The sequence below is a fragment of the Sphingomonas sp. SUN019 genome, assembly GCF_024758705.1.
Taxonomy (GTDB): Bacteria; Pseudomonadota; Alphaproteobacteria; order Sphingomonadales; family Sphingomonadaceae; genus Sphingomonas.
Genome location: NZ_CP096971.1, coordinates 1,333,440 through 1,346,550 on the forward strand (window position 1 = coordinate 1,333,440; position 13,111 = coordinate 1,346,550).

Here is a 13,111-nt window from a genome sequence, read left to right on the forward strand (position 1 = left end):
GCGTCACCGCCTGCTCTCGACCTCAGTAAAGTCGAGATCGCGCGCGACGAACACGCTGACGCTCGTACCTTGGCGAACGCTCAGAGTCGGCGGGATGTCGGTCTGGCGGGTTATCGTGGCGGTCGTGCCCTGGACCGATCCGGGGAGCGCGACGATCACCGGGCTATCCACCGACCGCGACGCTAGATTAACCCCGACGTCGAGCACCGACTGGAGTATCGCGCCGCCGAACCGCGCGAAAAAGTGGCTGTCGACCTTGGCTTTGATCCCGCCGATGCCGACTGGATCGGTCGCTGGTGATCCGATCGCGATCGTTGCGCCATCGGGACGGATCAACCGCGTCCAGTTGATCAGCGCGCGCTTTTGCCCGGCGGCCGCGTCGGAGCGATACTCGCCAATCAGGCGGCTACCGCGTGGGATCAGCACTCGCCTGCCGTCAAGCCCGTGCACATCGCGCTGAACGAGCGCGCGCGCAAAACCAGCGCGGGTCGAGTTAAACGCGGTTTCGAGAACCGCGGGGACGATCGTTCCCTGCGGCACCGTCATCGTGCGGTTGGCGATCGTACCTGCACGTGTTCGGCTGGCGTTCGCGTTGTTCTCGGACAAGGGGCTGGCCGCGGCCGTTGGTTCGCCATCTGCGGCTCCCGATCGCGGCTGCGATGTGTCGAGCACTAACGTCGCGCCACCACCAGTCCGTTGCGGCCGCTCGACAATCGGCGGTTGAGCATAGTCCACGCGTTGTAGCGGTTGTTGCTGAATGGTCGGGACAACGGTCTGCTGGCGTGGCTCCCGCGGTAGAGGTACCGCTTGCGGCAGTGCCGCCGATTCAATCACAGGCGGCGACACAAACCTCGGCTCGGGCGGAATGTACAAGGGCGGCGGTGCCTCGAAAGGCGCCCGTTGGACCGTAAGGGCGACAACCGCAGGCGCGGTCAGCGCCCGCCGTCGTCCATCCGAGACGCGGTAGCTGGTGCGCCGCGGTGATGCCACGGCCGTTGAAGACCCCCTTCCAGTAACTAATATTGCTTGAGCAGGACTGATATAGCGGCCGCCTCCGCTACTCGCTGTGGTCGATCCAGATGCGATCATTTCTTCCCTTCGTTGGCTGATCGCGACCGCGTCGGCGACGGCGGCGGCGCGCGAGCGGCTCTCGACCGGCGGTGGTGCGACAACGTGTGCTGGCTGACCGACGCTAGGCGCGTGCGATCGTTCTGACACTTCCGCCCCGCCAAAATGCCAGCTCGGGATGCGCAAGCTCATCGCGACCCTGGCGAGCGCGAACAGGGTCGCGAACAGCGCGATGCCGAAGATCAGCATCGCCGCGAGCAACTGTGCGGCGCGCCGATGATGTCGAGATCGGACGCGCGCCGCGCGAGCAGAGTCGACAGCCACGGTTCGAAAAAAGCAAGCTCGACCCCGAGTACGATCGAGATCGCGAGCGCCGCCAGCGCGGCTCCCATCAACCCGCGCAGCCAACCCTCGAACAGACCGCGCGTGCCATCGAACAGCAGGAACACCGCGAACACTGGCCCCAGCGCAAGCAACAGCCCCGCGATGATCCGCACGATCGCTAACGAGGCCAGCGTGCCGACCAGGAACCCCACGCGCGACCAGCCGAGCGCAAAGCTGTCGAACCCGAGAAACGGCGACGGTGCGACCGACGGTATCTGCGGCGTGCCGTCGGCCCCAAGCGGCGGCGCGACAACCCCAGCGATCGCCAGCGTTTTGAGCGCCTGGTCGACCCCATCTAGCCGCGACGCGAGGCCGCCCGTCGTACCCTGCAACCCGCTCGCGCCGCCGATGCTTGCGGCGACCTCCGCCGGCGAGCGCAGGATCACGTCGTAGATGAGAATCTGATACGCTGGCCAGCTGGTAGCGAGCACCAGGACGACGCCAATCTTGACGAACGTCAGCACGCCGTCGCGGATCGTGGGCACGTGGCCAAGCAACATGCGATAGCCGATCACCGCGATCAGCAGCGTGATCATGCCGGTCAGCAGGATAGACGCGGTCGATCCGGGGGCGGCGAGCGCCTGATAGCCTTGCGCGCCTAGCGTCTGCGCCTGGCAGTCGAGAAACGCGATCATGCCCGGTGCGAACGTCTCGGGACTGGGGATCGCCTGACAGGCGGCGGGCATCAGGCGCGTTCCATCAGCGTGTCGTACCACGCTTCGGGCGCCTCGCCGTGCTCGGCGCGGATCTCGTCGAGCAGGCGGACGGTGCGCTCGCGCCCCGACAGGATCGTCAGCAGTTCATGTTCACCGCTGAGGTTGAGTCGCGCGACCACGCTTTCGTTGCCGTGCTTGATCAGGAAGCAGCGCGCGCTGTCAGGGAACGGATCAGTTCGAACTCATGCGGGGTCAGGCCAAACCCGTTCACATAATCCTCGGCGCGCGCCTTCGGGTTGGCCATGAAAATCTGCGTCGCGGCCTGCTCGATGATCGCGCTTGCGATACGGCTCTCCAGCGCGTCCTGCGCGCTTTGCGTGGCGAAACCGACGATCCCGTTGCGCTTGCGGATCGTCTTTTCCCAATCCTTGATCCGGCGCACGAACACATCGTCGTCGAGCGCCTTCCAGCCTTCGTCGACGACGATGATCGCAGGACTGCCGTCGAGCCGTTCCTCGACGCGGTGGAACAGGTACATCATCGCCGGGGTCCGCACCGCGGGATCGTCGAGGATGTTGGTCATGTCGAACCCGACCGAGCGCTCGGCGAGATCGGTGCGGTCCTCGGCGCTATCGAACAGCCACGCACGCTCGCCGTCGCCCTACCACGGCCGCAACCGCGACCAGAAATCGCTCGCGTGCGGGCGGTGCCCGCCGCGGAAGAGTTCGACGATGTGGCGCAGGCGACGAAACTCGCGCGGCTGCGCGAAGCTGGCGTCGATCGCGTCCTTGATCTGCCCGAGTTCTTCAACATCCGCGCTGCCGGCGAGCAGCGCCAGCCAGTCGATCAGGAACTGGCGGTTGGCGGGTGTGTCGTCGAGCTGGAGCGGGTTGAGGCCCGACGATGTTCCCGGCCGCAGCACATCGTAGCGGCCGCCGATCGACCGGATGAACAGTTCGGCACCGCGATCCTTGTCGAAGAATACGATGCGCGGATCGTATTTGCGCGCCTGCGCAAGCAGAAAGTTGACCACGACGGTCTTGCCCGAGTCCGACGGGCCGATGACGGTGAAGTTGCCGAGGTCGCCCTGGTGGAAGTTGAAGAAGTACGGCCCCGCCGCGGTCCAAATGCTCGATGAGTGGCTGGAGCGCTTAGTTCACGCAGGGTAAGTCGCCTTCGCGATGCGAAGGGTCAGGTCCGCGCGTCGGCCCAATGCGCTTTAAGTTCGCGAGTGACCTCAGCGGGTGTATCTGCTCGCGTTAGGAGCCATATCTTGTCAGCAAGTCGGCGTGTGTAAGCCACATGGCGAGAGGTCGGCATAGGCGTAGCCGACCCGACGAAGCATGATCGTCAGGAACTGCAGGCTGGATCATTCGAGCAGGCGTCGGGTCTATTTCTGATATCATCGAACGGGTTCTTAGGTTTGCGCCCCACGCCAATTACCACCAAGCGCGCGAAACAGGTCGATCTGGGCTCGGGCGATTTGCGCGTCGGCCAACGCGAGCGTGGCTTCGGTATCGGCGAAGGTGCGCTCCGCGTCGAGCTGCGCCAGACTGTCGATCTGCCCCTCGCGTTGCTGCGCGCGCGTGATCCGCGCCGCCACCGCCGCCTGGTCGCGCGCAGCCTGCAGCGCGGTGCGGCGATCGAGCGCCTTGGCATAATTGGACAGCGCGGTTTCGGTCTCCTCCAGCGCGGTCAGCACGGTCCCGTCGAACGTGGCGAGCGCGGCTTGGCTGTCAGCCTCCGCCCCGGCGATCCGCGCGCGCGCCTTGCCCTGATTGAGGTTCCAGTTCAGCAACGGCCCAAGCAGCCAGTTGAGCGGCCCGCCGCCGAACAGATTGCCGAGCCCCGTGCCGGTCGACCCGATCGATCCGCCCAGCGTGATGCGCGGATAGAGATCGGCGGTCGCGACACCGATCCGCGCGGTCGCGGCGGCCAACTGGCGCTCGGCCGCGCGCACGTCGGGGCGGCGCGCGAGCAGCGCCGCACCATCGCCGACCGGGATCGGCTGATCGAGCCGCAGCGTCGTGCCGCGCTCGGCCGCGATGGCCGGCAGATCCTGCGGCGTACGCCCGGTCAGCATCGCCAGCCGGAACAGCGCCGCCTGCCGCTCGGCCGCGATCGACGGCACATCGGCCTGCCGCTGGTTGCGCAACGCGGCGATCCGCGCGCTGTCGAGCGGGGTGGTCATCCCCACCTCGACCCGCCGCTGCGTCACCTTCAGCGATCGATCGAGCAGTTCGACGATGCGCTGCGCCACTGCCAGCCGTTCGGCGGCGGCGGCCGCATCGGCATAGGCGCGGGTGGTTTCGGCGACGATCGAGACGCGCACCGCATCGGCGTCGGCATCCGCTGCCCCCACATCCGCAAGTGCCGCTTCGACACCGCGGCTGATGCGGCCGAACAGGTCGACCTCATACGACACGTCGAGGCCGGTATCGACCGTCCAGTCCTCGCGGTTCGCGCCAGGCGGGGTCTGGATCGCGGAATAGCGGCCGTAGGTCGCGCTCGCGCCGAGATTGGCCTGCGGCGTGCGGTCGTTGCGCACCTCGCGCAACGCGGCGCGCGCCTTCGCCAGCCGCGCGACCGCGACGCGGATGTCGGTGTTGGCCGCCAGCGCATCGCCGATCAGGCCATCGAGCACCGGATCACGATAGAGCTGCCACCAATCCTCCGCGGGCGCGGCGAGGGTCGCCGCCGGGCTGGTCGAGATGAACGCGGCGGACGCGCTTTGCGGAGGCTTGGGCGCGACATAGTCCGGCCCCGTGGCGCAGGCGGCGAGCGCCAGCGCGGACACGGAAGCGATCAGGAAACGAGGCATGATATCCTCCTTATTCTGCAGGCTGAAGGTGTGCGTCGGGACGCGGGCGCCGGCGTTGCAGCCGATCACCCAGCGCGCGACAGACGACGTAGAAGGTCGGCGTGAACAGCAGGCCGAACCCGGTCACCCCGAGCATCCCGAAGAACACCGCAGTGCCCAGCGCCTGCCTCAGTTCCGCCCCCGCCCCGGTCGCGATCAGCAACGGCACCGTGCCGAGCACGAAGGCGAAGCTGGTCATCAGGATCGGCCGCAGCCGGTCCTGCGCGGCGCGCACCGCCGCCTCGACCGGGGACAGGCCGTCCTGTTCTTCCGCCTGCTTGGCGAACTCGACCACGAGGATCGCGTTCTTGGCGGCGAGCGCGATCAGCACGACCAGCCCGATCTGCGTCAGGACATTATTGTCCATGCCCCGCAGATTCACGCCGACCATCGCGGCGAGCAAGCACATCGGCACGATCAGGATGATCGACAGCGGCAGGACGATGCTTTCATATTGCGCCGCCAGCACCAGGAAGACGAATACCACCGCCAGCGCGAAGACAATCGCCGCCGTGCTGCCCGCCGCTTTCTCCTGAAACGCGATGCCGGTCCATTCGCTGCCGTAACCCTTGGGCAACGTATCCGCGGCCAGCTTCTCCATCGCCACCAGCGACCGGCCCGACGAATAGCCCGGCGCGGTATCGCCATCGACCTCGACCGCGGGGAACAGATTGTAGCGCGTCACGCGGTACGGCCCGGTCCGGTCCTGGAACGTCGAGACCGACCCGATCGGCACCATCGCGCCCGAATTCGACCGCGTTTTCAAGTTCGCGATGTCGGCGGTCGTCGCGCGGAACGGTGCGTCGGCCTGTGCGGTGACGCGGTACGTGCGGCCGAGCAGGTTGAAGTCGTTGACGAATGCGCTGCCGAGATAGACCTGCAACGCCTCGAACACCCGCTCCGGCGGTACGCCCAGCAGATCGGCCTTCGCGCGATCGATATCGGCGAAGACACGCGGGGTGGCGGTGTCGAAGAACGTGAAGACCTGCGCGAGGCCATCGGTCTGGTTCGCCTTGGCGATCAGCTTGGCGGTTTCGGCGCCGAGTTGCTGATAGCTCCCGCCCTGACGGTCCTGCACGATCATGCGGTAGCCGCCAGCCGAGCCGATGCCCTGGATCAACGGCGGCGGGATGACGAGGATACGTGCGTCGTCGATGTCGGCGGTCGCCTTGCGCGCCTCCTCCATGATCCCGGCGAAGGTGACGCCGAGCTTCCCGCGCTCCTCGAACGATTTGAGCGGGATGTACGCCGCGGCGGCATTGGGCGCGAGCGTCTGCGACGGGCCGTCGAAACCCGCCAGCATCACCGCGCCCTTTACGCCCGCCAGCGGCAGGATGCGCTTGGCGACCTTCTGCACCACGGCGTCGGTGCGTTCGACCGAAGCGCCCGCGGGAAGCTGCACGACGGTCAGGAAATAGCCCTGGTCCTGCGCCGGGATGAAGCCGGTCGGCGTGGCCCAGAACAAAGCGCCGGTCGCCGCGATCAGACCGGCATAGACGACCATCATCCGCTTCGGCCGTGCGACCAGCCGCGCGGTGAGCCGCGCATAACCATCGCTCAGCCGCTCGAATGCGCGGTTGAAGCGATCACCTGCGGCACGGAACGCACGCTGCACGCGATTGCCCGACGCCTCCGATTCATGCGCGCGCAACAGGATCGCGGCGAGCGCGGGCGACAGCGTCAGCGACACGATCAGCGAGATCACCGTCGCGGTCGCGATCGTCACCGCGAATTGCTGATAGAAGGCGCCGGACAGTCCGGTAAGGAACAACGTCGGCACGAACACCGCGCACAACACCAGCACGATCGCGACCAACGCGCCCGACACTTCGTCCATCGAGGTTTGCGCCGCCTGTAACGGGGACAAGCCCCGCGCCAGATTGCGCTCGACATTCTCGACCACGACGATCGCGTCGTCGACGACGATGCCGATCGCCAGCACCAGCCCGAACAGTGACAAGGTGTTGAGCGAATAACCGACCGCCGCCAGCACCGCGAACGTGCCGACCAGCGACACCGGGATCGCAACGATCGGGATGATCGCGGCGCGCCATTTTTGCAGGAAAACCAGGATGACGAGGACGACCAGGATCATCGCCTCAAACAGGGTCTCGATCACCGCATCGACCGATTGCGCGATGAACTCGGTCGGGTTGTAGATGACGCGATAATCGAGGCCCTTGGGGAAGGATTTCGACATCGCCTCCATCTCGGCGCTGACCTTTTCGGCGGCGGCGAGCGCGTTGGAGCCGGGGCGCTGGAACACGGCGGCGATCACAGTCGGTTTACCCGACAGATAGGTGTTGGAGTTATAGTCCGCTGCGCCCAGCTCGACGCGTGCGACATCGCGCACGCGGACCTGCCGCCCATCGGGATCGGTGCGGACGATGACGTTGCCGAATTGCGCCGGATCGGTCAGCCGCCCCTGCGTCTCGACGTTCAGCTGGAATGCATTGCCCTGATTGTACGGCGGCTGGCCGAGCGTTCCCGCGGCGACCTGCACGTTCTGCGCACGCAACGCCGCGACGATCTCGCCCGCGGTCAGGTTCATTGACGCGGCGCGGCCGGGATCGACCCACACCCGCATCGAATAATCGCGCGCGCCGAACAGCCGTACGTCGCCCACGCCGTCGATCCGGGCGAGCCGGTCGCGTACCTGCGTCAGCGCGTAGTTGGAGATGTAGCCGCGATCGAGCGAATTGTCGGGCGAGATCAGGTTCACGACCATCAGGAAGTCGGGCGAGGTCTTGCGCGTCACCACGCCCAGCCGCTGCACGTCGGTCGGCAGGCGCGGGACCGCGATCGCCACGCGGTTCTGCACCAGCACCTGCGCGGCATCCAGATCGGTGCCGATCTTGAACGTGACCGTGATCGTGACGACGCCGTCGCCGGTCGACTGACTGCTCTGGTAGAGCATGTTGTCGACGCCGTTGATCTCCTGCTCGATTGGCGCGGCGACCGTCTCCGCGACCGTTTCCGCCGACGCGCCGGGATAGGTCGCGGTTACGGTGACGGTCGGGGGCACGATGTCGGGATATTGCGACACCGGCAGGCCCCAGTAAGCGAGCGCGCCGACGATGGTGATCACGACGGCGATGACGCCGGCGAAGATCGGACGCGTGATGAAGAAGCGCGACAGGCGCATGATATGCTCCCCGAAAAGAGGATGAAACGGAGCCGACGGATCGCCGGATATTGTCGGTACGCGTTACCGCGCGGCGAAGGTCGCTTCGCCGATCGTCGGCGCGCCGCCGGGGGGCGCGACGGCGGCATTCATCGGCGCGATCCGGCCGATGCGCGTCGTCACCTTGGCGCCCGGCATCGCCATCTGCGTGCCGCTGATCACCACGCGGTCACCCGCGGCAAGGCCGGTCTTCACGATACGCAGGCCGTCAACGACCGGGCCGAGCTGCACCGGCTTCGCGGCGACGGTGCCGTCGCGCGCCACGGTCAGCACGGTCTTGCGCGCCTGATCAGTCTGGATCGCCGCATCGGGCACCAGCAGCGCGCTGCTCGTCCCGCCGCTCGACAGCCGCATGTTGCCGAACATGCCCGGCGTCAGGAACAGCTTGGGATTGGCCAGCACTGCGCGGCCGCGGATCGTGCCCGATCGCGGATCGAGCGCATTGTCGGTGAAATCGAGCCGCCCGTTCCAGCGATAATCGCCCTCGTCCTGCAGCTTCACCTCGACCGGAGACGCGACCGCGCCCGATTGCTGGGCGCGTTTCGTCTTCAGGAACAGCGCCTCCGACCCGTCGAACGTGAAGTAGATCGGGTCGAGCGCGTTGATCGTCGTCAGCAATGTGCCGTTGGTGTCACCCGCCGCGACCAGATTGCCTGCGTCGATGCGCCGGTCCGAGACCCGCCCGCCGATCGGCGCGCGAATCTGCGTGAACTCGACGTCGAGCGACCGTGCGCGCACCCGCGCCTGCGCCGCGGCCAGCGACGCGCTTGCCGCACGCAAACGCGCGGTCAGCTGGTCGACATCGCTTTTCGAGACCGCATCGTCCGCGACCAGCCGGTTGGCGCGATCGAGGTTGGCGCGGGCCAGCGCGAGATCGCTCTGCGCGCTCGCCAGCCCCGCACGCGCCTCGGCCAGCGCCGCGGTGTACGGGCGCGGATCGATGGTGAAGAGCAACTGCCCCTTCTGCACAATCGCGCCGTCGGTGAAGTGGATCGCGGTGACCGCGCCCGAGATGCGCGGGCGCACCTCGACCGACTTGCTGGCCTCGAACCGGCCGACATAATCGTCCCATTCGTTGACCGAGCGGACCAGAGGCGACGCGACCGTCACCGTCGGCGGCGGCGGTGCGGCGACCGCCGGTCCGTCGCGATCGATGAAGATCCCGCTGGCGGCGATCACCGCGATCGGCACGACGACCAGCCCGGCGCGTTGCCACAGCGGGCGGCGCGGGCGTGGCGAAGCATCCACCGTGACCGGCGCTGCTTCTATTCTGGAAAGCATGTTCATCGACGCGGCTTTCGATTGATGCGCGCCGAGCCGATGCTGGCGAGCAGGGTTTCATATTGATCGGTCGTGAAACCGGCCGACGTGAAGGCGCGAAGTTCGCTCGAGGGCACGGTGTATCCATAATGCCAGCTCAGCACCGCCATCCGCCGCAGCGCCTCCAGCTTCGGATCGGCCAGCCGCGGATTGTGCTTCGCGCCGAACACCGTGCCGAGCGCCATCGCCATTCGGCCGGGCTGCCGCAGCGAGGACAGCCGATCGTTCCGCGCAATCGCGACGACCGCCCATTCCAGCGCGCCGAGCCCAATCTCCTCGTCGGGAAGCGGATCGTGGCGCGGCAGGATAACCGGCAATGTCGACGCTGCGCCGGACAGACCGCCGGTCTCGCTCGCGAAATCGATATAGGCCATGATATTCCCTCATGCTGGTGGCGCGGCGCAGTGATCCGATCGGCGGCACGGGTGCCGTCGGTGGAACGTGGCGGGCGAGCGCATTGGTGCGGCCTCACACAAGCGTGAGCCCGCGGGTCGCTAATTGTTACTGGACTGTCGAATGCGCCCTGCAATCAGGGGGCGGGTCTGGCCTCGATCTGACAATGATAGCGCATCGCGGGTTCCTTCAGCCGGGTCGCCGCTGCGACGCCCCATCTTCTATACTGACTGGTATAGAAATCATGCTGCGTCGCGTCAAGGTCTTTTGTACCGAGCGGTAGTATTTTTTATCGGCTGACCTTAACGGCCGGGCCACCCGAGCAGGCTCATGTCGACGACCCGCTCCAAATCTGCGCGTGTCGCCCCCGACCCCGCCTGCACCGCCATCCCCTGCAGTATCGCGTAGAGATAGGCGGTCAGGCTCTGCACATCGACATGGTCAGGCAGATCGCCCTCGCGCTTGGCGCGCTCGAACCGCTCCACCAGCGCCGCCTGCGACGAGGCGCGACGCACAATGACATCGGCACGAATCGATTCGGCCTCGACGCCGCACGCGTTCGTACTGATCACGCCCAGGCAGCCCTTGGGATCGCAACTGCTCGTCTGGGCATCCACCGCGCCGCGCATGAAATATTCCGCGACCGCGCGCGCCGTCGGCTGCTCTAGCGCCTCGCGCGTATAGGCCAGCTTTTCGGCCTCGTAGAGGTCGAGCGCCCTGTGAAACAACGCTTCCTTGTTGCCGAATGCGGCGTAAAGACTGGGCTTGGTGATGCCCATCGCGCACGTCAGATCCGTCATCGACGCGCCTTCATAGCCCTTCGACCAGAACACGCCCAATGCCGCCGCCAGCGCCGCATCGACGCAGAATTCGCGCGGACGCCCCTTGGGGGCAGGAAGGACGGCAGTTTCCATAACGGACGGTATATAAGTCCGCTGGAAAAAATGGCAAGCGTGCACAGATTTGTTCTGAATTGATTGATTCGTCAACGAGCCACCTTGGCGCGAGTTAATTCAGGTGATCCCGGCGATCAGAAACCATCGTAAGGATCAAGTTCTAACCGATTGGATCCAGGGATGGACATTCAGCCGCAACTGTACGGTTCTCGGAACCGGACGTTCATTCATGTTTCGCTTTTGGCTTGATTTAGCCGATAGCGGACCGCCGTTTTCGGCTGAAACCCTCGCCCGAACCACGAACCCGAAGATCCTTTTTGGAATGCTTGAAATTCTGGTACTCAATGCGGGATATTTGCGGCTGAGGGGAAGTCGGTGATGCGCGGTCTCATTTGCGTCGTCTCCGCTATTTTATCTGTCGCGGTTCCCACCGCAGCACAGGTCCCCCCATTTCCCGCCAGCTTTCATGCGGAGGAAATCGCGACCAACGGCGCGACGATTCACGTCCGGGTCGGTGGCAAGGGACCGGCGGTCGTGCTGCTTCACGGCTATGGCGAAACGGGCGACATGTGGGCACCGATGGCCGCCGACCTGATGCGCGATCACACCGTAGTCGTTCCAGACCTCCGCGATCTTGGCTTGTCTTCCAAGCCGGTGAGCGGGTTCGACAAGAAAACACAGGCCGGTGATATAGTCGACGTGCTTGACCGGCTAAAAATCCGGCGGGCTGATCTTGTCACCCACGACATCGGCAACATGGTGGGGTTTGCTTTCGCAGCGTTGCATCCCGAACGCGTGCGCCGTTTTGTGCTCATCGATGCGCCCGTTCCCGGCGTCGGCCCGTAGGAAGAGATTCTCAAAAAATTCGCTGCTCTGGCATTTCCGGTTTGGCGGACCGGACATGGAGCGGCTCGTAGCAGGGCGCGAACGTATATACCTCGATCGCTTCTGGAACGAATTTTCGGCGACGCCGACGCACTTCACTGAAGGATCGCGGGAACACTATGCGAAGCTCTATGCGATGCCGGGGGCCATGCATGCGGGGTTCGCGCAGTTTGCCGCGTTCGACCAGGACGCGACCGACCAGGACGCGATCGACAACCGGGCGTTCCTGGCGGCAAAAGGAAAGCTTTCGATGCCGGTGCTCGCGATCGGCGGGGAGAAGTCGTTCGGCCCGATGATGGCGACGGTGATGCGCGCCGCGGCCAGCGACGTAACTGAACCAGCGACGTAACTGAAGGCGTCATTCCGAACTCTGGTCACTGGATCATGGAGGAGAATCCTACCGCGACGGTGACGATGGTGCGATCATTTTTGGACAAGACGAAATGACTTTGCCTCGTACTTCACGCTGACCGTACGGCAATCGAAACGGGCTCGACCTCGCGGTCGAGCCCGCAACGCATCATGCCATGATATGCATCGTCATCGTTTCATCGCGTGATTGCGCGTCGTCCTCGCGAATGAACGAAAGAAGGTCCGGATTCACGATGTCGGGATGAGTCGCACACAATCCGTGCGGCAGATCGGCATAGGTCTTGAGTGTACCGTTGCGCAGCAGACTGACCGTCAACGGTGCCGAGTCCGCATAGGGCACGATCTGATCGTCCTCGCTATGCATCACCAGCACCGGCACCGCGATGGCCCTCAGATCCTCAGTGAAGTCCGTCTCGGAGAAAGCCTTGATGCACTCATATTGGGCCTTCGCGCTGCCCATCATGCCCTGCCGCCACCAATTGTCGATGATCCCCTGGCTGACCTTCGCGCCCGGTCGATTAAAACCATAGAAGGGGCCAGCCGGCACATCGATATAGGCCTGGGCACGGTTGGACGCGACGGCTGCGCGGTAGCCGTCGAACGCCTCCATCGGCGTGCCGCCCGGGTTGGCGTCCGTCTTGAGCATGATCGGTGGCACTGCGTCGATCAGCACCGCCTTGGCGACGCGCCCTGGCTCGGCCCGGGCGACGTAGCGCGCCACTTCGCCGCCGCCGGTCGAGTGGCCAATATGAACCGCGTTCCGCAGATCTAGCGCCGCGACGAGTTCAGCGACATCGGCGGCATATGTGTCCATCTCATTGCCCTCCGACGTCTGGCTGGATCGGCCGTGGCCACGCCGATCATGCGCGACCACGCGGTAGCCGTGCTCCACGAAGAACAGCATCTGGTTATCCCAGTCGTCGGCGCTGAGCGGCCAGCCATGGTGGAACATGATCGGCTGAGCGGACCGGGAACCCCAGTCCTTGTAGAACAACTGTGTGCCATCTCTGGTGGTGATCGTTGTCATGGCGATGCCCTTCCATGAGGGAAGCCGACCGACAGGGCCGACACTGCGTCTGCTGACCGAAGCCGA

General features: G+C 65.5%; 10 protein-coding genes and 1 pseudogene. 2 read left to right on the forward strand and 9 right to left on the reverse strand.

Annotated features, from left to right (window positions below):
• Positions 1 to 3: 3 nt before the first annotated feature.
• From M0208_RS06540 to M0208_RS06575, 8 genes and pseudogenes are all read right to left on the reverse strand, one after another.
• Positions 4 to 1,317, reverse strand: a complete 1,314-nt coding sequence (locus M0208_RS06540; protein WP_258890919.1) for a TrbI/VirB10 family protein — start codon at positions 1,315 to 1,317, stop codon at positions 4 to 6.
• Positions 1,311 to 2,138: a type IV secretion system protein gene (locus M0208_RS06545; protein ID WP_258890920.1), complete on the reverse strand. Its 828-nt coding sequence runs from the start codon at positions 2,136 to 2,138 to the stop codon at positions 1,311 to 1,313. The genes M0208_RS06540 and M0208_RS06545 overlap by 7 nt, the downstream gene beginning before the upstream one ends.
• Positions 2,138 to 3,231: pseudogene (locus tag M0208_RS06550) on the reverse strand (VirB4 family type IV secretion/conjugal transfer ATPase); the annotation flags it as partial. The gene M0208_RS06545 and the pseudogene M0208_RS06550, both read right to left, overlap by 1 nt.
• Before the next feature lie 294 nt (positions 3,232 to 3,525).
• Positions 3,526 to 4,929, reverse strand: a complete 1,404-nt coding sequence (locus M0208_RS06555) for an efflux transporter outer membrane subunit (RefSeq protein ID WP_258890921.1) — start codon at positions 4,927 to 4,929, stop codon at positions 3,526 to 3,528.
• A 10-nt stretch (positions 4,930 to 4,939) separates the two neighbouring features.
• A complete protein-coding gene (locus M0208_RS06560) occupies positions 4,940 to 8,113 on the reverse strand; it encodes an efflux RND transporter permease subunit (protein WP_258890922.1) in 3,174 nt (1,057 codons plus the stop codon).
• Positions 8,114 to 8,176: 63 nt separating this feature from the next.
• Positions 8,177 to 9,439: an efflux RND transporter periplasmic adaptor subunit gene (locus M0208_RS06565; RefSeq protein WP_258890923.1), complete on the reverse strand. Its 1,263-nt coding sequence runs from the start codon at positions 9,437 to 9,439 to the stop codon at positions 8,177 to 8,179.
• Positions 9,436 to 9,846, reverse strand: coding sequence for a hypothetical protein (locus tag M0208_RS06570; protein ID WP_258890924.1), 411 nt, complete (start codon positions 9,844 to 9,846; stop codon positions 9,436 to 9,438). Before M0208_RS06570 ends, M0208_RS06565 begins: the two co-directional genes overlap by 4 nt.
• 321 nt (positions 9,847 to 10,167) lie before the next feature.
• Positions 10,168 to 10,779: a TetR/AcrR family transcriptional regulator gene (locus M0208_RS06575; RefSeq protein ID WP_258890925.1), complete on the reverse strand. Its 612-nt coding sequence runs from the start codon at positions 10,777 to 10,779 to the stop codon at positions 10,168 to 10,170.
• Between the two features lie 360 nt (positions 10,780 to 11,139).
• Here M0208_RS06575 and M0208_RS06580 point away from each other — a divergent pair, with 360 nt between their 5' ends.
• Together M0208_RS06580 and M0208_RS06585 are read left to right on the forward strand one after the other, a co-directional pair.
• Positions 11,140 to 11,607: an alpha/beta fold hydrolase gene (locus M0208_RS06580; protein WP_258890926.1), complete on the forward strand. Its 468-nt coding sequence runs from the start codon at positions 11,140 to 11,142 to the stop codon at positions 11,605 to 11,607.
• Positions 11,579 to 11,995 (forward strand): hypothetical protein, encoded by a 417-nt coding sequence (locus M0208_RS06585; RefSeq protein WP_258890927.1) that lies wholly within the window; start codon positions 11,579 to 11,581, stop codon positions 11,993 to 11,995. The genes M0208_RS06580 and M0208_RS06585 overlap by 29 nt, the downstream gene beginning before the upstream one ends.
• Positions 11,996 to 12,166: 171 nt before the next feature.
• On the opposite strand, the gene M0208_RS06590 is transcribed toward M0208_RS06585, so the two are convergent.
• The gene (locus tag M0208_RS06590) at positions 12,167 to 13,045 is read right to left on the reverse strand and encodes an alpha/beta fold hydrolase (RefSeq protein ID WP_258890928.1); all 879 of its coding nucleotides are present in this window, start codon (positions 13,043 to 13,045) and stop codon (positions 12,167 to 12,169) included.
• Positions 13,046 to 13,111: the final 66 nt, after the last annotated feature.